The sequence below is a fragment of the Prevotella sp. MGM2 genome (assembly GCF_002933955.1).
Classification (GTDB): domain Bacteria; phylum Bacteroidota; class Bacteroidia; order Bacteroidales; family Bacteroidaceae; genus Alloprevotella.
On the sequence record NZ_BEWW01000291.1, the window covers coordinates 58,261 to 79,905 of the forward strand.

Genomic DNA, 21,645 nt, shown 5'->3' on the forward strand with positions numbered 1-21,645 from the left:
CTACATTGGAGAGAGGAACCGGACCTATTTTCCCCTCTCCCGAAGAAAATTTTGCGTTTCACGGGCATGACCGTATCTACGGAAATATTCTTCATCGGTTAAATGTCTGGTAGCTGTACGGCTATACCCCGCGCCACTTCCACCGCCAGTCGGACTACCAGCCATGCCGTCCATCACGTTGAGTTGTCGTTTAACCTTCACACCAAACTCTTGCTCAATTGTTTCTGGATCCATTTCCCATGATGTAGTGAGGTTCTGGAAGAGGCGTATGCGGTCTTCGTCGGACATCTCAATGCGCTTAGAATATTTGAACTCCAGTCCATCCGGTAAATAGCCCAAACGAACCAAACGAGGTATTACGGTCTCGTTCATTACAAGTTCTATGTAATCGCGATACACCTCAATGCGGTCTCTGAAGATATTCTCATGCGCTCTGGTTGCGCCTACATACGACTGGGTTGCTCCCGCCATAGACTCTGATCCAAGAATAAGGTTGGAGACATCTTTATCCACAATTGAAATAAGCCCAGTGAACACATGCTCAGAGTTCGACATGGTGAATGTTTTTATGTCAACCTCATCATTAAGGCCGGTAACAATTACCTTATTTTGAGCCGCACTCGCAATATCATTCGCCATTCGTTTGCGGTCAACAGTGTTTTCAGACTCAGTTTTGCCATGAATAATAGGCTGACCGTATGTGTGAGAAAAATTGACATAATTGGCAAAAGTGAATTTTTTAGCCAAAATCAAAGGAGCGACAGCCGAGAACAGTCCCAATTCACCACTGTTAATAAGTACATAGTGGTCAGAATATTTAGGGTCATCAAAACTCCACTGTGGCATCCAAATACCTTGACGCTGCACAATTTTTCTTTGGTCTGCCAAGATATTACGACGCTCCACATAGTTGACCTGAAGACCACCGCGTTCTGCTTCTGGATTAACCAAAAACTCTAATCCTGTATAGCCATATAGTTTTGATTCTGCTATACCACGTATAATCTTCAAAAATTCAGTATTCTGAATTTTTCTGGTAGCAGCTATGTCTTTGGTATATTTCCCTTTCTCATTTTGACTTGCCATCATAAACCGCTCTCCAACAATCTGGGAGAACAAAGTTTCCATAACACCCCTCAGATGGGCGTCTTGCTGCACACAAGCATCATAAATGTCTATCAAACGGCCACGGTCATCCAACACCGTACCGTTCTGTAGGTGACGATATGAAGATTGGAATCGACATCTGCGCTCGATTTCCCTAACATACTCCTGCACGCTTTTTTTGCTGGTCATAAATATGCTTTCCAGCTTTTGCGTGATGAGCTCTTTATCTGATAATTCTGCGTTAGCCATTTGTTACTATGTTTACTTTCTGAAGAATAGAAAATTCAAGATGATTTTGTTTTAAGACCAAACACACAATTATCCAATAAAAAGAGTCGAATATAAAAATCTAATTTGTTGTTTTTGTTATAAATCCCTATAAATCAACGATAATAGAAATATATTATATCAAAAAGACTAATTTTATTATTGTTATATTGAATTTTTTATGTACCTTTGCAGCGACAAATCAAGTTTCACTTCAAATTCAAAACATTATGGAAGAAAAAGAGCGTAGCTATTTCCGCGTAAAAACGGAATGTACAGTCGAGCTTCCAAACGGTGCTTTGGGTAAAAAGAAGATTGAGGAACTGATACTGGCAACGAGCTATACCGAAGCTGAAATGCTGGTACACGAAATCATATCTTCTCTGAACCGCACCCAATTCGGAAGCGTTCACTATGAAATCATCAAAACCAAGATTTCCGATGTTCTATTCAACGACACTCTTGCCCAAGAGCAAACAGTGAAAGATTTTTATTGCAACTTTTTTGAAGAAGACGAAACATCTGGAGTTGGCCTTTATATGGTCAAGGTAATGTTCCTAACTCTTGACGAAAAAAGTGGCAAGGAAAAGAAAACAATCGAAGATTTTTATGTGCCGGCACTTTCCAATGCAGACGCAAACGAGAAAATCAACAAACATCTGGGTAAAACTATGTCGGACTTTGTAATCCGAGACACCAAATTTGACAAGACGGAAGCTATTTATTGGCCGCTTGACGTACATAAAAGTAAGGTTGAGAATTTCTCCCTTAGCTGATGTTGGGTCAGACTGGGAAAGGCGAAATCAAACTCCAGTGTAAAGAGCAATCCTTTCCTGAATTTCCTAACTTGCTCTTTGGTCAAAGCGAATCTGGGCACTCGTATTTTGATGCCACATACTATCTGTCTCAAATGACAGAACCCAAGCCCATACAGCCATTCTTTAATCAGTATCGCTATCAAATCAAATCGCTTTGCGATACATACGAAATTGGAGACGACCAAATATGTCTCATCAACGAAGAAGGGCATTTTCTAATTGATGGAACATTTCTGTTTCTGTTCATAGCATTTGTCGAACCTGACTTTCTGGCATATATGTGCGATAGAGTTTTTGAGCTATTTGCGCACGGGGTTGCCGTTTCAGATACATACCTTGTATCGGCAGCACGCTCCCGCTTGTCCAGTAAAGTCCTTACTGAGATAAGTAGCTATGAAGAAAAATCTAAGCAATAAAACCAGCAATCCAGTTCTGGTCTTTAGTCCTCTTAAAAGATTTATTGGCTACTTTCATTCATTGACCGCTGCGGGCATAGCCTTTAAGACAGCCAACTCTGTTATCTATTCGGCTTGCACTGGTCGCAGCATATCCAGTTGTGGACTTTATTTTCGGTTTCTGGCTCAAGACATTGAAATAGAGGCAAGCGATTACGGCACTTTGAAATTGGAAGAATATGATAAAATGTGCGGGGTCACTCGAACATACTATCCTACAGCCAGTATGTCACGTAAAGGAATGAAATATAAACAATACTCTAAAAGTAATAAGAAATGAAAACTATCAAGGTAAAAGTCATCAATCACTCAAATAATGAGTTACCTCAGTATGCAACCCCGATGTCAGCCGGCATGGATCTTCGTGCGTTCACTGATGAGCCGATAACCATCATGCCCGGTGAGCGCAAACTGATTCACTCCGGTATCAACATCCAGCTTCCTGAAGGCTATGAACTTCAAGTCAGACCTCGTTCAGGGCTTGCGCTCAAACATGGAATCACCCTGACAAATGCACCTGGCACCGTGGATGCAGATTACCGTGGCGATGTTGGGGCTATAGTTCACAATCTTGGTACAGAACCTTTCATTGTCAATAATGGCGACCGCATTTGCCAAATCGTTGCTAAAGAATACGTGAAAATTGAATGGGAGGAAACTGACTCCCTTGATTCAACAGAACGTGGCGAAGGCGGTTTCAACTCTACCGGTATCAAATAAACACTTACAGTAAATCAGGGAGGGTCTGTTGATCCTCCCTTAACTATATACAAGATGAATACTCAAAAATATATTGCCGACCTCGTTAAAAAAATAACCAAATACAATGAGGAATATCGCAAAGGTACACCGCAAATATCGGATGCTGAATACGACAAATTGATTGATGAACTGAAGGAGCTTGACCCAGGCAATAAATGGTTTCAGCACATAGAACCGGTCATAGTTAATAAAGACCGTAAAGTGAAGCTACCAATTCCTATGAAATCGCTGAATAAAGTAAAATCAGTAGCCGACATCAAACAATGGCTTAGCTCAATGGCAATTCCGGAAACAGCCAAATTGGTAATCACTCCCAAATTTGATGGAGTTTCTTGGCTCAGAGATGAAATATCCAAAAAGGTGTATTCAAGAGGTGGCGCCGACAACGAGGGTCAAGACTGTTCTCCGCACTATGACTTGTTGGCACTACACAAAGAAGATGGGGCAAGCGACCTTCACTACACTTTCGGAGAATTGGTCTTTGATTGTAAAACATGGGAGCAAGAATTAGCTGGAAGGGCTTCAGATTCTACAGGAGAAAAATTCAAATCGCCTCGTAATACCGTAGCCGGCTTCATAAATCGTGATGAGCCGTCAAAACTCTTGCGGCATACCACATTCTACCGATACGGTGTAAGCGAACAGGATCTTGACAATTTCCAAACCTACACTCAACTATTCCAAACTCTTTGTGAGAAATATCATCAACACATCTATGGTACAGTAGTAACTGTTGCAGAACTTGACGAAGCGAAACTTGCTGAATTATTCAAAGAATGGCGCAAGGATTTTTACATCGATGGACTTGTTATTTATTTGGATGACATCCTGCTTTGGAAAACAATCGGACGACAGCAAACTACCGGCAACCCCCTGTACGCAATTGCCTACAAACACCCAGATTTTACTGACGTATTTGAGACAACCGTGAAGGGTATTGACTGGAAAATTAGCAAAGCCGGCACACTAAAACCAGTAGTCAACATAGATGCAGTTAATACTGGCGACTGCACAATGGAGAACCCAACAGGTTACAACGCTAAATATATCTTTGAAAATAGCATTGGGCCGGGGGCACGCATTGCTGTAACACGTTCTGGCGGCGTCATTCCCAAAATTCTCAATGTCATGGAAGAAGCTACGGCTGAAACGATGATAAAGCAACGCGACGGTCTTCTATATTGTCCCAATTGCGGCCAGCCTACCAAATGGAATGATTCAAAGGTTGAACTGATTTGTACCAACCCAAATTGTCCAGGCATCCAACTGGCCAAGGTGGTACACTTCTATACCACGCTGGAAGCGGAGCAAATGGGTGAAGAAACAATTGCCAAAATGTTCAAGGCCGGATATGACACCCTCCAGCGGATTCTTGACATCACTTTTGATGAACTCATGCTCATCGATGGATTTGGCGAATCAATAGCCAATGTAATCCTGACCGCCAACAAAAAAATTCGCGACGGCGTTGACGTCATCAAGCTCATGCACGCCAGCGATTGTTTCTTGGGTATAGGACAAGTCAAAGCAAAAAGTATCGTTTCAAATCTATCCGAAAATGACAGATTTGCATTTACACATGGCTATGTATTCACTGAAGAGGGATTTGATCAGACACCTCAGTTCCTTGCCCTAAACAAAACCATGCAATCCTTCCTTAAAGGCATTGTGCCATTCTATGATTTTGTGGCCCGCAATAAACTAAAGATTCTCCCTATGGAAGAGCCGAAGAAAGCAACAGGCAATAAATACGCAGGAATGAAAATTTGTTTTACCGGTGTCCGTGACAAAGAACTGGAAGCAGAAATTGCCGCACAGGGAGGAGAGGTGGTTAATGGTGTGTCCAAAAACACCACCCATTTAATTGTGGCAGACATCAATTCGTCTTCGAGCAAGGCTGTAAAAGCAAAATCACTCGGCATCCCAATTTTTACAATTGAAACATTCAAACAGTTATAAAGAGCTATTATTCATTGAACCACTGACTATTATATCATATTTTAGTCAGTGGTTTTTCTCTTACCTTAAAAATAATTTGCTGCAAAAAGATAGATTTTCAATAAATCTTTTTGAAGTTTCATTTTCATTATGTAACTTTGCAGCACAAAAATGAAAGTATAAATAATATGGGACAGAAAAATCAAATTACAACCAGTGACCATCTTCCTTATGATGAGTTCACAAGATTCCTGGATTGCCTTCATAAAGACGGAGACTATCGCTGGGAAATGTATGCCCGACTGTCGTTCTGTACAGCCTGTCGAGCATCAGATACACTTCGCTTTCGATGGAAAGATATTCTGGGTGTTTCATCAGTAACTATTGTTGAGCAAAAGACAAAAAAGACGCGCCAGATTCCATTTAACCCCTCGGTTCAAAAAAACTTCCATGAATTATGGGAACTATTGGGACGCCCGGACAAGAAAGACTACATCATGGCATCTCCGCAAGGCGATAAACCAATGACCATTCAGTATGTAAATATTAAACTTAAAGAGTTCAAGTATAAGTACAAACTGCGCATTGATAATTTTTCCACTCACACTTTCCGTAAGACCTTCGGTAGATATGTTTATGACAAAAGCGAACATAGTGCCGAAAGTTTGATTCTTCTCAACAAGATTCTCAATCACAGTTCTATTCAGGTTACAAAGACTTATATCGGAATCACACAAGAAGAGGTGGCCGGAATCTTCGCCTCTATCAGCCTTTAATCAAGGCACCCAAATTGAAGCACACCCAGTTGTGCCCTTGCATAATTTTATACTCCACACATACCGGTCATTATCCACAAGGGCATGGCGCATACATTTATCACTTGTTCATATTGCGGCAAGCGAGAAGACCTTGAAGCCTTCCGCTCAATCAAAAATCCGCTGGTTTCTAAAATGAGAAACGAGCAGATGTGCTTTGATTGTGCCTACTGGATAAATTGGCTCAACGCCCCGGAACCAGACACAATTGTTGTCAGTGGTAAACTGTATAAACTGACCTCTTCATTAAATCTGCTGCCACTCAGCAAAACCAGAGCGAAGACATTGCAATTCGTCGTGAAAACCGGAACCAAAGAGGTATATGCAACAACCGGCATGGTTCTTCGCGGTGCAATTCCTGCAAGACTCTCACAGTTGGTTCCAGATCAATACAAATTCATCACACGAGATGAATACCGCAGGGTTATCGGATTTAATGCTGAAATGTGCCTATCAAAGGGATGCTTCGACCGATACCATTGCTTGTGGTACCGGGCCGACATCGCAGAACCAGATGAACCGTGGAATATAATACCAAAAGATTATCAAATTGGCGGTGAAAACTGCCCAAGTTTCATAAACAAATATGGATTCAATAACAATGGCCAACATCATCATTTATATCCTTCTCGTGGCAATACTTTGGAATGTATTGGACATGAAACGCGAACAGCGAGCAACGAATAATGCCCTCAATATCGTAACAGAAACTCTAAAAGAGGTTGCGCAATACGTTGACCACAGTAACGAAAAAGAAGCAAACACAATCCGGGCACTCAATGAAATGTGTAATGCCCTCAATCAATCGTTCAGCACGACCGGCGCATTTATGAATCATACTTCATACGCCCTTCAGAACATTGTCATTTGTATGATCCCTTTCATTGATGACATCAAGCAACGGGCTGTGGCAAATGAAGAATATGAAAAGGCTCAGGAATGTGTGAACATCATCAAGAATCTGACAGAGATTGCAAAACAAAAATAAGATAAAATCAGACAAATCGTTCTAAAACAATTATCTGAAAAATTGGGATAATTCACCTATTCAAATCGATAAAACCCTATTCGTAAACAAACAGTAAATTCAAATAATATGGAAAATAAGTTCAAACCTCAAATGACATTCGATGAAATGGCCGCAGCTTTTGCTGAAGATAATCCGTGGTTCATTCCCAACAACGCCAATGTTGGCCGATATGCAAAGAAGCATGGGTATATGAAAATCAAACAAATGATCAACAAAGTAATCGTAATGAAATATGTCAAAGCCTAATCAAAAAGCTCTGTATGCTGGGTATGGCTTGCACTACCATGCGAACAACCAACTATTCCCGAATGTATCAGACAGGATGCTGTTTCAATGTCTTCTTGATATTGTCAGAAAACAGTTGGCGAGTTCACTTGATAACCAAACAATCATTTTATCTCAACGGCAACTCGGACGCATGGCCGGCTTGAACATATACCGTACAATTCCATCTTCACTTGAAAGACTGGAAGTTCTTGGGCTAATCAAGAAGCATAAAAACGGCATATCAATGATGTGCGACCAATATGTTGCACTTCTGCAACATTACGAATCGCTCAATAATGCAGAAAGGGAAAAATTCGCTGGCGACTTCACCAAAATTGGTATTCAAGTATTAGAGAAAAATGGTATTGTTGCAAAAGTGCAATGCCGTTCTGAATTATTAGGAGTTTCTGGAAGTTCTATCCTTGTCTCTCAATGTTGCAGAAGTGCAGCATTTTCAGAATCAGAAGCGAAAAATGTTGCAGAAGTGCAGCATTTTTATAATGAAGACCATAAAATGTTGCAGAAGTGCAACATCCCTATGGAAGCCTTCAATGTTGCACAAGTGCAACATTTTGCAGAAGCGATAGCCGAAACGCTGCACTTGTGCAATACTTACTGCACTTTTGCAGAGCTTATAAAGGACTTTCCTGCTGCACTTTTGCAACATGAGGCAATTGACGCTATAAAAATTGCTTTTGAAACCGGTTTCTTCCCCAAAGACTCTATTTTTGGTCCAGAAAAGTGTTGCACTTCTGCAACATTGAGTGTTGCACTTTTGCAACTTTTAGCCTCAAAAATGTTGCACTTTTGCAGCACAGTAATAATATATAATAATAAAATATATAATAAACGGGACGAGCAACAAAAAAACGAGGTCATAGAAGATTCCGATGAAGATTATTCCAGAGATATTCAAAAAGGTTTTGAAGGTTTTGGAAAGGTTGAGGTTATAGACTTTGATAAACTTTCAGAAGATATAAAAGAAGATTCGGAGGAGATAGAAGAACTTTCTCAGCAAAACTTAAAAAGGGCAGAAAGGTCGATGAGGGCAAGGAACTCTTATCGTAACAAACCTTTCATAAAGGTTGAAAGGGTTAAAGAGATTGTTGACTGTCTTGATGAGGTTGTCAAATCCCCAGTAGATTTCTTTCTGTATCAATTTTGGTGGGGTATCTTTGATTTATATTGTGACCACTATCATCCTTCCAGCAGAATAGATGAAGAAGGTGAAGTGGAAGAAGAACCTCAGTCAACAGATTGGAAAGAGATGATCGGGGCTGCACTTCCACAAGATGAAATATATTCTCTTGCTCAAAATATCTATGAAGATATGGTTGGGGCCGTCGAACAAGGCAAGTATGTTTATGGAGACAACAACGAATGGGAGGTTAAGTTTGGGTTCAAATCCTTCCAGGACTTTAATCCATACGAAATCTTCCAGTGGATTCCATGTACCATGCAAGACAAGTCGGTGCCGGCATTGAGGGTTGCAATTGACCGCTTCTATGATATTGAGGCAAACGATGTGTTTACTGCCAGCAGAGGAGATAAGAAAACAAAGAACTCCCAGAATAAAAAACTCATAAGCCTTATCTTGTCTGCCGATGATTCCAGCCTTTCTCCAATGGAAATTGCAATCAAGACTTTCTATCGTGACTTCGTTATCTCAGGCGAAGAAAATGTGATTGATGAGTTTACTGACGGCAGAGGAACGACCTTAGAAAGCGGTGGCGGGCTTCCAGACCATCTTTTGAAACCTTGGTGCTATAATTTATCATCCGTGGGATATAATGAGCTCACAGGCGTTCTATGCAACAAATACAAGCCTTGTGATGGAGTACACAAGAAAGCATACATCTTCTCAGCGGAGAATGTGGTGGAATGGAATGAGCGAAACGGTTATACAGACACTATTGCACATCAGGCGCTCCAGTAATACATGAAGCATATAACAATGCCCGGCATGATTGTTTCCAGTCTTGTCGGGCATTGTCGTTTTCAGTCGTTGTCTTTATCGTCCAGTTCTGGCCACTTATCAGAAGCGAGATAATCCCTTAGCATTTCGTTAAAGATGTTTAGCATTGTCATGGCGGCTTTGTGAGTGGTGAAATAGTTGCCGGACAGATAACGGAGGTGTGACGTTGGAGTTCCCTTTTCTTTTTCTTGTCTTACTTCCATTTTGTCCGTGATATAAAAATACGTTTCTCCAATTGGTACTTTTACTTCCAGCGGTTCGATTCTTAGCGTTTTGTTTTTCCAGACCTTTCCGACTTTCTCCAACTCTTTTCCAAGACGTCGGAAACAACTGGTAGAGTTTCCAAGTGTAGTTGATGTGTTGTCTTGGTCGATGTTCTCGAATACCATTGTTCTAATGTCATATCCTGGAGTCTCAGCAAGAGAATAACCGATTTGTTTGGGGTGGTCGGGGGTTGGATAGGTAAAATAGCAATAGAACATTACATCATGTTCTGAATCGATATGGCGAACCACACCAACACCTTGAACTTCCAGCGAATAATCGTAGAAGATTACTCGGTCGCCCGGATTGGGAATATATTTGGAAACGAGACGGAGCTTGTTGGGATCAGGTTGGAGATTGGCTGTGAAGAGGACATCATAGAATTGCTGGATGTCTTCGTTAGAGGCATCAGATATTTCCTCTTTGGCAACGGTACGGATTTCTGTGCTGATAGAGCCGTCATCAAGAAGGGCACCGATGATTTCACAAGTCTCAAGAGTGCAATTGCCCAGCAAAACAACTTCATTTTTGAAACGAGCCATTTTTAGCGCGTTTAAGCCACTTTCAAACCACGAGACGAAAGATTGCACGTCTATAAGGTTTGCGCCGGGATTTGGGGCGAATACGGGGGTTTTAGGGGTAATCTGGAAGCGTTGTACTAAGAACGAATTTATAAATTCAGCATCTAATGATGTTTTCGGGGCATAATTAGAGAGAAAAGATAGGGTCTGAAACTGTGATTTCATTGCTGTGGGATTATGAATATATCAATTTTTGTGCAAAGGTACTCATAATTTTGGAAAGTGTGCAAATAGCAATCGGAAAATAAGCGTTATATTCCAAAAAACGATTTGAAAAATGGGTTCTGGGAAAAATTTTGAGATTAACATATTAGGAGATTGTATATGGCAAAGGTGAAAAATTGGAAGCAACAGGTTTAGAGATGATAAGCTTATATATAATAATGTGTTACTGGAAGGATTTCGTTCTAACAGGAATGAGTGGCAGTGGGACATTGCTTAGGCACCCAGTAATTCTGTTATGAAAAACGGATTTGAAAAATTGGGCCGGAGTATATGTATGGAATCCCCACCATCGGGCACACCCACCCGCGTATTTTTGCGTGCGTGCGCGATTAACAACCGCGAGTGGGCACGTGGTAGCAATCCTGCGTGGGCGCACCCATACGATAGGCGACAAATGCTTGAAAATCAACACATTGTGACTTTCACTTTGTGCAAAAGTGAAACCCTTCGGGTTTACGCCCACGCACGCTCACGTGGGCACTCAGGCAAGCGCATGGGCGGTTGTGCGACCCCTCCCAGCACCCCAATTTCTGAAAGAAATTGCCACTCACACACGGACTCCCTCCTGCGCCCACCCGTTGTGCCTAAGTGTGTGCGGTCACGACTACTGTGCGCCCATAATGCGTGCGTGGTAGTGCCTGAGTGCCAGCGTGTTGCGTATGCGGTCGGGCATGGACGTGTACATGTGCGCCCACGATAACGTGCCTGGATGCCCAAGTGCGCCCAGATGCGTAACGTGTACGCCCACTTACGCACACTCGCGATCGTGCACGCCCATAATGCGCCAAACTGCGCCTGAGTGTACGCCCATGACGTGCAAGTGTGTGCTCGCCCATACGCTCATGTGTTGCGCCCTGGTGTGGGCAAGCGCATGGCTGTACACACACGCAGGGAAACTCGCGCTGGACGCGCTAAGACTCTCACGCGCCCTTTCTCCTGCGCATTATGCTTGCGGAAACAGGCGAAGAGACAGGCACGTAGCTCGCACAGTTTCGACCCTACCTTTGCACCGTCAATCACGACAAACCGCCGCCGACGGGTTTCGGCAAAATCAAAATTTTCAAATCATGGCAAATTCTGCAAAAAACACCGCAAACGTAGTCGCTAACAACGTAGTTGTTACCAAGTCCGAAACCGCTAATGCCCAAAAGGGCACTACACTTCGTGTAGTGGAAACTCGCGAAATGTGGGCTGTGGTCTTTGACCACACGGCAACCCTGCTCGCAATGGCAGTCAAAGGCGAAGCCTTTGGGAAGGACGAAAACGAAGGCTTTGCCTTTGGCAAAACGACCGACAAGAACGGCAAACCCCAGAAACTTGCAACAAAGTTGCAACCGAACATCCGACCCTACTCGTACTCGCTTCTCGCTGGCTTCGCCAGTCGCAAGGGCTACAAGCACGCCAAAGGCACCGACCTCGCAAACCTCGACCTCGAAGAGGTCGCAAAGACGGTGTTCCTCAACCTTCACCCTTCGGGTGACTTCGACAAACTTGTGGGCAAAGCCGAACCCAAACAGGCAAAGACCCTCATCGAAGCCGTTATAGCAAAGCTATAAAACCATCGCAAAGCCGGTTGCTGCATCGCCCTCTACCCTTTGGGTAGGGGGTTGTTGCCGTTCCTCACGCGTGTGCGCCCATATAGCGTATATGCGTGCCCACATTCGTGTGTGCGTGTGCATATATGCGTCCATCCGTGCAAGTGTGCGCTCACTCGTGCCCATACGCAGTCATGCACGCCCACAATGCGTGTCGTGTATGTGCATGGGTGCCAACGTGCGTGACATACGCATCCACGACGCAACACGTGGGAGCCCAAGATAGTTCACGTGGTAGCCCAACAAAACGCATGAGGCTCCAATTTTTTCGTGGGCGACCAAGCAAGCGTGATGGGTACCCACGCAATATTGTGGACGTCCGATATAACGCTGGTGGATGCGCATAATGTTGCGTGTGGTTGTCCAACGAGTACAGCCATGTACGCCCATGAAATCTCGTGTGTGCCCATGCAAATAACGTGTGAGCCCACCTGTAACACGTGGGAGCGCAGAACGATACACGCTGGATGTCCATATATCACGTATGAGCGTCCATGACTTCTCGTGGACGGCTAACACAATTTCGTGGACGCTCAGAAAATCTTGTGGTCGCCCATAATATCGCATGGCTACCCACAATAACTCGTGTGCTTCCACAATTATGTGTGGATGCCCAACGATTGTCGGCTTTGGATGTCCAAGAGTGTGCGTTGGCTCCCAATTTTGTGGATGCCCAGAATAGTGCCTGACAGCCCACAAAAATCGTGGTCGCCCAAAGATTGCCTGAAACGTGGGAGTCCATCCGTTGTTTGGGTGCCCAAAACTTTATGGGCGAGCGTGGACAAATGTGGGAGTGAGTGGGTATGTCTGGATGCCCAAAATCGTGTGGACGAGTGGTTACGTGTGGACGCAATTTGTGGGCTACCACGTGCGTCCAAATATGGGTGCGAATGGACGGCCAAATTTGCGTGAATTTATGGGTGCGCACGTGCTTACGTGGCCACATTTTCGTGAGTGTTTTGTGGGTGCCCATGATACGTGGAGGTGGATGCGCAAAATGGGTGCGCCCACTATGAGGCGTCCATGCCCAGGTCACGTGGACGAGCCCATTTTGACGCGCCCTCTGCCCACGAAACTTTTCACGCGCCGGCTTCGCCTCACGCGCCAAGTTTTTCAAAAAATTTCTCGCAAAACATTTGGAAATCAACAACTTACGACCCTATATTTGCAACGTCCGAAATCGACATCGGCAGGTGTCCGAAAGTACGGCAACAAGTTCTTTGACATGATTGATTATGCGACAAGCGTTGTGTGAGCCTTATGGCGCATAACGTGAGCACAAGATAGCCCTCGGAGAGTAGCGGAAATTTACGTCTGACGCATTGAGTACGCATAGGGTAAAAGGGTCTAAACTGCATAGTCATGCTGACACGCTTAATGCCCCCGTACATACGGACTTCTGTCCTAATTGTGTACGCTCGTGACAAGGCGAAAATTGCATTTTGTAGCAATGCGACAGGCAGAGTCAAGCGTAATTTTTCAATCACCCGACACACGGAAGCGGTGTGTGGGCTACACACAGGTACAAGGACCAAGCGACATGATTATGGCTAAAACGAACAAGTCAAACAGCGCAAACAACATTAAGTTCAACGTAACTTTCGGCGAACTCAACGTGAACACAATGCCCGCAAATGCAGCGGTGCTCCTGCGTAACGCAAAGAAGCGCATCGATGGCGAGATGCAAGAAGTGACCGAGTTTATGGCGGTCGAAGGTGTACGCCGTGCATCTGGTGACGGCATCCTGCTCCCCCTGCTCGCTCTCATGGTGGCAGACGCACAAGAGCGTAACGGCTTCGCCACGGCTTTCAAAATCGTGGTTGTGAACGGTGAGCAAATCGAAACCAAGCTGACCGCCAAGAGCACGTTCACACGTTGGCTTGCAGGTAACGTGGTGTACAAGACCGACAGCGACGGCAAACTCAAGAACGCACTCACACTTGATGACGGGCTTTTGCTCCGACACACCAACCTCAACGTTAAGAAAACCTCGCCCCTGCTCACGGCTGAGGGTGAAGCACTCTCCGAACTGCTCAAGACAACGGCAAAGGCTATTGCAAAGCAAGCCAACCTCCGCAGTGCTATCCTCGCCAAGGCTGAAAGCATGTACAATGCCGCTGTGGGCACTGCAACTGAACCGGCACCCGTACAAGTTCCCGAAAGTGCAACCGACGAAAAAGCCGCATAACTTACCGACCGCAATACGACTGCCACTCAGCCCTTCGGGGTTGGGTGGCTTTCTTATGCAAGCACGCACGCCCACGATGCGTTGTGCGTCCACTTGCAAATTGCGTCCACATAGGCAATGCGCCCACTCGCACATATATGCTCGTCGTGCGTTACATTCGCGTCCACTTGTTGTGTGTCGCAACGTGGTAGCAAAGCCCTAAACGCGTAACTTTTTCAGATTTTCCCCCGGTCCAAGGAGCCGGTCAATTCAAAGAACATGAAACTCGGAAATATATTCTCGGATGCGCAAATATCTGCGCTCAAAAGCATTGCAACCGCCCCGACAGATGCGGAAAAATACACGTCCCATGTAAGCGAAAAAGCGTGGGAAATGCTCTATGATATGGCGGCAGGACTTGGACAAAAATTGTCGCAAAAATTTTGGCAAACGCTGGATGCAAATATACAGACAAGCCAGGAAGTCATGGTGTGCATGAAGGGCAAAAAGGAAGTGCGCATAGAGCCTGTGATGCGTCAGGTTTGTTACGCAAAGCACCTCGGTCAGATGCTCAAAAGCGGATATTCTATCGCTTGGGTTGGCAAAGGCTCAACTTTGGTAACTTGGGACAACTGGAAGCGCATATATAGCACACTCACAGCCCCGCTTTGCTCACAAGCATACGACACGCCCATGTCTGATGCCGAATATCGCCGTATCAAAACCGCAAGACGGAAAGAGCAGGAATTTTACGACCTTGCCCGACCTATCCGAAGCAAGAAAGCTGGTCGGTGTCGCATCAGTTTTGAGGAAGCCAATGCCCAGCGCATTAAATCTGAGAAACTTATGTTTGAGTGTCGTGTGGAAGCAAGAGCGAGAAGGATTTTAGAAGCGTTATAAAATAGTTCATAATCATGTCAATAGCCGCAATCGGAGCAATCTGGTTGCGGCTATTTTTATACCCCAAAAGCAATGAAAAAAGTAAGATATTCCCTGTGGGGCAAGCCTCACAAAGCGATATTGGTTGCCACTTGCACAAGCAATGGCGTGTACACAAACTATGCAAACACCCGACACAAATGAAGGTGAAAGCGTCAACAATTTTCTGTGCTCTCTTGGCGATAGTCGTGGGAGCACAACTTATTTTTGCCCACATTGAGAACGAGGCAACGCTTAATAAGCCCGAAACGGAAGAAACATATCTGGAGGAAAATGACCCTGTGTCGGGTATGTTCTTCAGCTCCGAGTATGTTCTGGAGGAGTATGAACGTGACGGCGCATATTGCATCCGCTACGATGATGCCGACGCAAACCTGTTTGACGTTGAAATTATCGTGGACTCCGTGACATATCAAAGCGTGATTGACTCAATAAAATCCGGCAAGGAAATGGTCGGGGCGCTTGTATTAAACGACAGCCTTTCTTGCCATTGGCAACAAGTATTTACATTCGTTCAAAACTCAGAAAATTTGTAATTATGGCAAACAACAATCAAAACTCAGAAACACTCAAGTCTCGCATATTATCCTTCACTGGCGACATTCTCATGGTTATTTGCCGTGTGATTGTTAGGTCGTTGTTATGGATTGCAAAACACTTCTGGAAGCGTTACTTCAACATTGAAACCCCGGTGTACAAACTATGGTGGTCATCACACGCCAGAATAATGCAAAAGAACTTAGACAAATGTCATCAAATAAATGGTTAGCAACATGGAAACGAAATTTGAAGCGCAGCAGCCGATTGATGTTTGCGGTATAAGGATATTTGCCTATAACAGGGTGCTTGATCTTGGTGTTGGTTATATTAGTTATGCAATAGACAGAAACGAAACGGCGGTTGTTCTGAAAGGAGCAGATGGGCTCGGAGTAATGTTTCTCGTTCTCAATGGAGATAAGAGAAAAGAAGTAGAAAAAGTAATCGAAGAATACTCTCAAGAAAAATGGCTGAAAGACGGCTTGTTTGGCGAATAATCAAGAAATACTTTGGGAACAACCAAATTCTTAAAAAACATGGAACAGACATTTGAACAATATGTAATTAACTGGTGGACAGAATATATTGAAGACCACCAAGACGACTCAAAACGCCTGATGGAATTGTTTATCGGCGAGGAAGAAACCATAGAGGATTATTTTGATGAAGGAGAAACACCTTACGATTGGCTGATGGCTAAGGGTGAGGAGGATGCGGAGGAAATTTACGAACACTTCTTTGGCTATCGTGCAGACCATTCTATTCTTGCTGACGACCTTCCGGACACTGAAACATTCCTGACTGAGATGTTCAAGCAAGCATACACGGAAAAGTATGATTTTGTAGATGAACTTATCGAAGATATGGCAGGCCATGCTGAAGGATATGATACACCGTATGGATTTTTCCATGACCTTTCTTATGGCGGTTGCTCGTCAGGCATGATTGGGATGTTCATCTACAATTCCGATTGTAAGCGTTTCTACATCGACCATATTGATGACTTGGAAGAGTTTGTAGAAGACTTTGAGGAAGGTATAGGCGAACCTGTCCGCAACGATAAGCATCTGCCTCATTATGTGTTTATATGCTGGCTCTGTTATGAAGAGCTTGCATACAATATCGCCAGAACTCTTTACCCTGAAAGCTTTTGAAATATGAGACTGGATTTACAAGTGCCCAGCTTTACCGGCTTTTATCAAGGTATCTGGGATCAAAGCGAGAACGAGTGGATAGAAATCCATGAAATGAAATATGGTGAGCATGAAGACTTTGAAAGCTTGAATCTCATTGACGATTGGGGTTTTGGTCCTGATTATAGAGATAAGGTTGCCAAATTATTTGCAGAAGACTACGCTAAGATTATTGAGAATTGTCTTGGCGTTCCTATGGAATATATAGGCTATTTCATCGATTCGCCGAAAGAGTATAATTTCAGGACTGACCGTATTTATGCAACTTTTGAGGTGCCTGATTATGATGCTCTCGTTAAACGCTTGAATCAATTAGGGAGTTTGCCAGAATATCGTACTGAGCTGGCTGCGCTAATCAAAAAATACCACACGAGCTGTGACGGTTTTTGGTCATTTATGAGCAATGACATCGAAGAATGGTTTGGGCTGATGTATGACCCCTCAAATGACCATTACACCAGTTATTTCACTGGGTATCTGCTTAGTTTGATGGCACCGGAAGAAATTGAAGGCTTGAATGAGTCTGAGTACGAATATGTACTGGAAAGCACCGATTATCATTGCGTAGAGCCTGAAACGGACGACGCAAAAGATGAGTGGGAGGTTTATCTCAAATACGGCTCTGTATATACTGATTGGGCAGTAGAGCATCCTATGCGTCATCCCGACCCTTATCGTCCCGGTTATAATACAATAGATGACTGGGAAGATTATAAAGAACAGTTCCTTGATTATGTCAAGGAGTATGAGAAAGAACAAAAACGAAAGGCTGTGCTTGCCGCTCAGCCGGAAATCCCAGGACTGTTTGACTAATGAAACTTTTATTTCCTCTACCTAACGGAGAAGAGCTCGACCTGTTAGGCGATGGACCAAGCGATATGGAATACATTTGTTTGGTATGTGGTGAGTTCAAAACTCCCATATCAGAGCTACTTGAAGATTATAAACAGGAGCCTAATAATTTTCGACGTCAGGCTATTGCTGATGAAATACGTGACCAAGCGTATTTTTTCGCTGGCGAAACTGCCAATTACGACGAAGACCTTCAGCAAATGATTAGCTGGGATGACCTCGGAGAACAAATGTATCAGGCTCTTATAACATTTGCAAAAATATGAAAACAAAAGACTGCTTCGATGAAAACGGGTGGCTGAAGGATGAATACCTGTGGCCCCTCCGTCAACAAATAATACTCGGAAGCATATTTGTTTCTGATTATGAGAACAACTTTGGCATCAAGGCTGAAAAGGTCTGCGACTTCTTTACGTCCTTTTGGGACAGTTATTGTGAAGAGCGAGCTAAAGAGGATGGCTTATGGGTAAAGGCTGTGACGATGGCAAAAAAACGGTTTGCCAACGAGCCTGATGCTTCAAAGCATAAAGTTAGCAACTATATACAAGATACTTATCTTGACTTACAGCATCAGAAATATGACAATGCAGAAACCCTTTTGCAATGGTATGGCTGCTTTGCTGATGAATGTCCTTTACCGCCGACCTATGTAAATGTCGATATTCACTGGAATTTTGCCCGGTCAATTCGAGTCATAGCGTCTTCTGAGGATGAAGCATACGACATCGTAGATGAAATGATGCAGAAAGAAGAAATTCCCAGGAGTACATTTGAGCCGACAGGTGACTACGAGCTTGATACAGACTGGCAACCCGAATAAATATTACGATATGAATCAATTCACCAATGAACAGTGGCAGGACATCTTTACGAAGTTCTGCCACGACTGTTTTATGTATTGGAGGCATGAGGGTGATTCTATTGCGGTTGCCTTTGATAAAGCGCGGGAAGAAACTCTGAAGCTCCGGCACTATCCATTTGCGCCCAAGGGTCCGGAAGTCAATTATGACTCTCTCAGCAAATGGGGCGAAATGTATAATCAGACCGTTGTCGAAATTCTTCATTCGTATGAACAAGATGACGCTCTTGGTGATTTGCGTATCTGTGAGCATTGTGGTTTCCCAGTATTTGATGGCTACTACATTGCTGGCAGTTTCTTTTGCTGTGAGTGCTGTGCTATTGATGGAAGTTACGATGGTGACAAAGAACAGTTTGAGCAAGATTTAGAAGAGGGCGACGACCCTCAAAATCCTATGTGGGACGAAGTTTATTGGTCCCAATGGCATTACCCTATCAACGATTAAGATTATGAACATAGAGAATTTGAACCAGCGTTGGTTCTCACTGAAGGACGACGCAAATCAAACACTACTGGATGCTATCAAGGCTCACGGCGGTGCATATTATTTTGTCGATGAAAACGATGAAAGCCTTGCTGAGATTGATGACCTGAGTGAATTGGAACTGCCTCTTGTTGACGCTTACACTTACTACAAAGGCCGGCAGGGTTCTTTCTATGTGACATCGGTTATCCTTGGCAATCATGGCATCGAGTTTTACGGCATGGATGAATATGATTGCATAGACTTCAAAGATGCCATCCAGCTTGACCATGTTTCGTTGGGAGGTATTCTTGATATACTTGAAAATTTACCAGACCCAAATATAAAATGAGACATTCAAATTTTTATCAACAGTACAGAAAGCTTGAAGCCTTAGAGCGAGAGGAACTTAAAAAGGCTGTTCTTGCCCACGGAGGCGAATTTCGCTTCCAGACAGAAGACGGAGAAAACGTAGAAGGAGTTCAAATGCCAATTGTGATGGCCGGAGATAGTCATTGGGAGTCTAATTGTGATTGCTACATCACTCGTGTAGCGGTAGTAGATGGCATCCTTGAGATTTACGGATATGATAAAGAATATGGCAATGAAGAAATGCGTCTTGATGATGTAGAGTTTGGACATCTTAGCTATATCATAGATGAGATTCCAGAGACCAACGATGTGAAAGATGTTACTACGGAGCCGCCCGTTTGTGAGGTGCCTGTAGTAAGCTTGTGTCGAGAAGACATTTCCGATGCCGGCTATGATCCGGAAATTTCTGATGGCGATTTCCAACAGGTTGCAAGTAGAATCGGGAAATACCTGGAATGGCAAGACTTCTTCCCTCAGTTCCTTGAGAATGTTAGAGAGGCTTGCGCTTATCTAAACATTAAAGCCTTAGATGATGAAAACGAATAAACTCATCGTATATACGGTATTTGGCTCTGAACTGGTAAGGGCTGTTACCGAAGAGGATATGGATGACGTTCAGTATCTAATGCGAACACCGCACAGCGTCGTCAAGCGAGAATTTACTACCGAGTCAGAAATGAAGGCTTATATGCAAGGACTTTCAGATTCTTCAGGATGGATGGAAAGCACTTGTATCGACAATACGGATTGCTTTGGGAAATCGTTAATTCAATTTATTGAGAAATATCGTATTTACAAAAAAGTAAATGTGTAGAATTTTATTCTTCAAATAATCGAGAGTGGAAAGTTATGTACTTCTCCACTCTTTTTATATAAATCATCAAAATCAAATTACAATGGCAGCAAATCTTACAGAGATTCAAAAGCTCAGAATGGCTATCGTAGCCAACCTCAACTTCGATGTTGAGAAAGCAAAGAAAGTGTACAATTTCGTAACTGGTGATGAACAGGCTCCGGCTTCTTCCCAGCAACAGTTCTGGTCAGACGGCGTGTATTACGTCTTGGAGGGTGGGCACCTCACATCTACTGACGACCCGAAGTCAATCGCCGACAAGGTAATTGGCGTGGCTGTCAAAATGGGTAATAAAATCGCGACTGTTGCGCTTCACGATGCAGCTGATGGTGAAGAGGTTGCTCTTACCGCAGATGAAAAAAGTGGCACTCCGGAGTTTTATCACTCAGACTTCTTTGATGCAATCACAGACTGGGATGGTGAAGCCAATACCAAGGACTATGGTGAGGCATTGAATCCGGAGATTGACCTGAAAGAAGGACAGTATATTCCATCTCTCGCTCAGTTGCATCTCATTCTGCTGAATATAAAGGAAGTCAACAAGGCGCTGGAGGCTGTTGGTGGTTCTCCGATGAGAAAAGAGTGGTACTGGTCATCCACTGAGTACAGTGCCAACGGCTCGTGGAGCGTGCACTTCTACAGTGGTTACAGCAACAACAGCAGCAAGTACAGCACTAACGTGGTTCGCCCTGCTGTAGCCCTATCAGTTTAATCTTTATTCTTCCTGCCGGGCCAGTTTTTCTGGCCCGGCTATAATAAATTTCAATATGGAAAGTAGAGCTATTTATCTAACAGTGCGTGTAGATTTGTCTGTACCTGACAACTATGAGTTATCTAACGGAGAAATTGCTGAAGAGCTTGAGTGCGCACAAGTGGAAATACAACTTCCGCAAGACTGCCCATACCTTGTGGATAATGTAGAAGTTTGTGGTGGAAATATTAACAATCAGATTATATGAAACATACATTAGATACTTTGTATTGTCCTGAATGTGGCGGTACTAATGTTCAAGTAATGGCATGGGTGGATGCAAACACGAACAAATACTGTTCTGATGTAAACACTCCGGCTGAGACGGAAGATACATGGTGCGAAGATTGCGAAGACCATACCGGCCTTGCCACTCTTTCTGAATTGTGGGAACGATTTTCTGAAATCCCCATCAACAATGATGATGAAATAGAAAAGCCGTTTTTGTGTTTTCCTGCCGGCACTTATCGTTTTGATGTCTGGCATTGGTTTGATGAGCGATGCCCAAATGGTCTTGCGGTGGACTTGATGGGAGAAAATGCAGAATAGAATGATGTCCG

30 protein-coding genes are annotated in these 21,645 nt (G+C 43.7%); 26 read left to right on the forward strand and 4 right to left on the reverse strand.

Going from position 1 to position 21,645, the window contains the following annotated elements; translation table 11 throughout:
- Positions 1-24: 24 nt before the first annotated feature.
- Entirely contained in the window at positions 25-1,356 is a 1,332-nt protein-coding gene (locus C5S62_RS09650; protein WP_104405173.1) for a DUF935 family protein, read from the reverse strand.
- Positions 1,357-1,604: 248 nt separating this feature from the next.
- Here C5S62_RS09650 and C5S62_RS09655 point away from each other — a divergent pair, with 248 nt between their 5' ends.
- The 10 genes from C5S62_RS09655 (at position 1,605) to C5S62_RS09700 (ending at position 9,395) form a co-directional block, all read left to right on the forward strand.
- Positions 1,605-2,150, forward strand: coding sequence for a DUF4494 family protein (locus C5S62_RS09655; RefSeq protein WP_104405174.1), 546 nt, complete (start codon positions 1,605-1,607; stop codon positions 2,148-2,150).
- Between the two features lie 134 nt (positions 2,151-2,284).
- Positions 2,285-2,608, forward strand: coding sequence for a hypothetical protein (locus C5S62_RS09660; RefSeq protein WP_133159560.1), 324 nt, complete (start codon positions 2,285-2,287; stop codon positions 2,606-2,608).
- A complete protein-coding gene (locus C5S62_RS09665) occupies positions 2,586-2,927 on the forward strand; it encodes a hypothetical protein (RefSeq protein WP_104405176.1) in 342 nt (113 codons plus the stop codon). Before C5S62_RS09660 ends, C5S62_RS09665 begins: the two co-directional genes overlap by 23 nt.
- 5 nt (positions 2,928-2,932) lie before the next feature.
- Positions 2,933-3,367: a dUTP diphosphatase gene (gene dut, locus C5S62_RS09670; RefSeq protein ID WP_104405257.1), complete on the forward strand. Its 435-nt coding sequence runs from the start codon at positions 2,933-2,935 to the stop codon at positions 3,365-3,367.
- Positions 3,368-3,421: 54 nt separating this feature from the next.
- On the forward strand, positions 3,422-5,368 hold the full coding sequence (locus C5S62_RS09675; protein ID WP_104405177.1) for a BRCT domain-containing protein: 1,947 nt from the start codon (positions 3,422-3,424) through the stop codon (positions 5,366-5,368).
- A 167-nt stretch (positions 5,369-5,535) separates the two neighbouring features.
- Positions 5,536-6,123, forward strand: coding sequence for a tyrosine-type recombinase/integrase (locus C5S62_RS09680; protein WP_104405178.1), 588 nt, complete (start codon positions 5,536-5,538; stop codon positions 6,121-6,123).
- Positions 6,124-6,207: 84 nt separating this feature from the next.
- Positions 6,208-6,849: a hypothetical protein gene (locus tag C5S62_RS13305; protein WP_133159561.1), complete on the forward strand. Its 642-nt coding sequence runs from the start codon at positions 6,208-6,210 to the stop codon at positions 6,847-6,849.
- Positions 6,821-7,150 carry a hypothetical protein gene (locus C5S62_RS09690; protein WP_133159562.1) on the forward strand — a complete coding sequence of 110 codons (330 nt, stop codon included), beginning with the start codon at positions 6,821-6,823 and terminating at the stop codon, positions 7,148-7,150. The genes C5S62_RS13305 and C5S62_RS09690 overlap by 29 nt, the downstream gene beginning before the upstream one ends.
- Positions 7,151-7,258: 108 nt before the next feature.
- Positions 7,259-7,438 (forward strand): hypothetical protein, encoded by a 180-nt coding sequence (locus C5S62_RS09695; protein ID WP_104405181.1) that lies wholly within the window; start codon positions 7,259-7,261, stop codon positions 7,436-7,438.
- Positions 7,425-9,395, forward strand: a complete 1,971-nt coding sequence (locus C5S62_RS09700) for a hypothetical protein (RefSeq protein ID WP_133159563.1) — start codon at positions 7,425-7,427, stop codon at positions 9,393-9,395. The genes C5S62_RS09695 and C5S62_RS09700 overlap by 14 nt, the downstream gene beginning before the upstream one ends.
- A gap of 62 nt (positions 9,396-9,457) precedes the next feature.
- Here the strand turns inward: C5S62_RS09700 and C5S62_RS09705 are convergent, their stop codons facing one another.
- A complete protein-coding gene (locus C5S62_RS09705) occupies positions 9,458-10,444 on the reverse strand; it encodes a hypothetical protein (protein WP_104405183.1) in 987 nt (328 codons plus the stop codon).
- A 644-nt stretch (positions 10,445-11,088) separates the two neighbouring features.
- Positions 11,089-11,340 carry a hypothetical protein gene (locus tag C5S62_RS13310; RefSeq protein WP_133159564.1) on the reverse strand — a complete coding sequence of 84 codons (252 nt, stop codon included), beginning with the start codon at positions 11,338-11,340 and terminating at the stop codon, positions 11,089-11,091.
- Positions 11,341-11,571: 231 nt separating this feature from the next.
- Here C5S62_RS13310 and C5S62_RS09710 point away from each other — a divergent pair, with 231 nt between their 5' ends.
- The gene (locus tag C5S62_RS09710; protein ID WP_104405184.1) at positions 11,572-12,060 is read left to right on the forward strand and encodes a hypothetical protein; all 489 of its coding nucleotides are present in this window, start codon (positions 11,572-11,574) and stop codon (positions 12,058-12,060) included.
- A 171-nt stretch (positions 12,061-12,231) separates the two neighbouring features.
- Here the strand turns inward: C5S62_RS09710 and C5S62_RS13315 are convergent, their stop codons facing one another.
- Positions 12,232-12,696, reverse strand: a complete 465-nt coding sequence (locus C5S62_RS13315; protein WP_133159565.1) for a hypothetical protein — start codon at positions 12,694-12,696, stop codon at positions 12,232-12,234.
- 853 nt (positions 12,697-13,549) lie between these two features.
- On the opposite strand from C5S62_RS13315, the gene C5S62_RS09720 reads away from it, so the two are divergent.
- The 15 genes from C5S62_RS09720 to C5S62_RS09795 all read left to right on the forward strand — a co-directional run bounded on the left by C5S62_RS09720 (position 13,550) and on the right by C5S62_RS09795 (position 21,634).
- A complete protein-coding gene (locus tag C5S62_RS09720; protein ID WP_133159566.1) occupies positions 13,550-14,287 on the forward strand; it encodes a hypothetical protein in 738 nt (245 codons plus the stop codon).
- A 258-nt stretch (positions 14,288-14,545) separates the two neighbouring features.
- Entirely contained in the window at positions 14,546-15,166 is a 621-nt protein-coding gene (locus tag C5S62_RS09725; RefSeq protein WP_104405187.1) for a hypothetical protein, read from the forward strand.
- 14 nt (positions 15,167-15,180) lie between these two features.
- A complete protein-coding gene (locus C5S62_RS09730; protein ID WP_133159567.1) occupies positions 15,181-15,741 on the forward strand; it encodes a hypothetical protein in 561 nt (186 codons plus the stop codon).
- Positions 15,742-15,978: 237 nt separating this feature from the next.
- The gene (locus C5S62_RS09740; protein ID WP_133159568.1) at positions 15,979-16,239 is read left to right on the forward strand and encodes a hypothetical protein; all 261 of its coding nucleotides are present in this window, start codon (positions 15,979-15,981) and stop codon (positions 16,237-16,239) included.
- Between the two features lie 39 nt (positions 16,240-16,278).
- A complete protein-coding gene (locus C5S62_RS09745; protein WP_104405191.1) occupies positions 16,279-16,896 on the forward strand; it encodes a hypothetical protein in 618 nt (205 codons plus the stop codon).
- A 3-nt stretch (positions 16,897-16,899) separates the two neighbouring features.
- Positions 16,900-17,748, forward strand: coding sequence for a hypothetical protein (locus C5S62_RS09750; protein WP_104405192.1), 849 nt, complete (start codon positions 16,900-16,902; stop codon positions 17,746-17,748).
- Complete coding sequence (locus C5S62_RS09755; protein ID WP_104405193.1) at positions 17,748-18,053, forward strand: hypothetical protein; 306 nt, start codon at positions 17,748-17,750, stop codon at positions 18,051-18,053. The genes C5S62_RS09750 and C5S62_RS09755 overlap by 1 nt, the downstream gene beginning before the upstream one ends.
- Positions 18,050-18,607: a hypothetical protein gene (locus tag C5S62_RS09760; RefSeq protein WP_104405194.1), complete on the forward strand. Its 558-nt coding sequence runs from the start codon at positions 18,050-18,052 to the stop codon at positions 18,605-18,607. The genes C5S62_RS09755 and C5S62_RS09760 overlap by 4 nt, the downstream gene beginning before the upstream one ends.
- 10 nt (positions 18,608-18,617) lie before the next feature.
- Entirely contained in the window at positions 18,618-19,091 is a 474-nt protein-coding gene (locus tag C5S62_RS09765; protein ID WP_104405195.1) for a hypothetical protein, read from the forward strand.
- Between the two features lie 4 nt (positions 19,092-19,095).
- Positions 19,096-19,461, forward strand: a complete 366-nt coding sequence (locus tag C5S62_RS09770) for a hypothetical protein (protein ID WP_104405196.1) — start codon at positions 19,096-19,098, stop codon at positions 19,459-19,461.
- Positions 19,458-20,027 carry a hypothetical protein gene (locus tag C5S62_RS09775; RefSeq protein WP_104405197.1) on the forward strand — a complete coding sequence of 190 codons (570 nt, stop codon included), beginning with the start codon at positions 19,458-19,460 and terminating at the stop codon, positions 20,025-20,027. Before C5S62_RS09770 ends, C5S62_RS09775 begins: the two co-directional genes overlap by 4 nt.
- Entirely contained in the window at positions 20,011-20,295 is a 285-nt protein-coding gene (locus tag C5S62_RS09780; RefSeq protein WP_104405198.1) for a hypothetical protein, read from the forward strand. Before C5S62_RS09775 ends, C5S62_RS09780 begins: the two co-directional genes overlap by 17 nt.
- Positions 20,296-20,377: 82 nt before the next feature.
- Positions 20,378-21,046, forward strand: a complete 669-nt coding sequence (locus tag C5S62_RS09785) for a DUF1566 domain-containing protein (protein WP_104405199.1) — start codon at positions 20,378-20,380, stop codon at positions 21,044-21,046.
- Between the two features lie 55 nt (positions 21,047-21,101).
- A complete protein-coding gene (locus tag C5S62_RS09790; RefSeq protein WP_104405200.1) occupies positions 21,102-21,293 on the forward strand; it encodes a hypothetical protein in 192 nt (63 codons plus the stop codon).
- On the forward strand, positions 21,290-21,634 hold the full coding sequence (locus C5S62_RS09795; protein WP_104405201.1) for a hypothetical protein: 345 nt from the start codon (positions 21,290-21,292) through the stop codon (positions 21,632-21,634). Before C5S62_RS09790 ends, C5S62_RS09795 begins: the two co-directional genes overlap by 4 nt.
- Positions 21,635-21,645 lie beyond the last annotated feature (11 nt).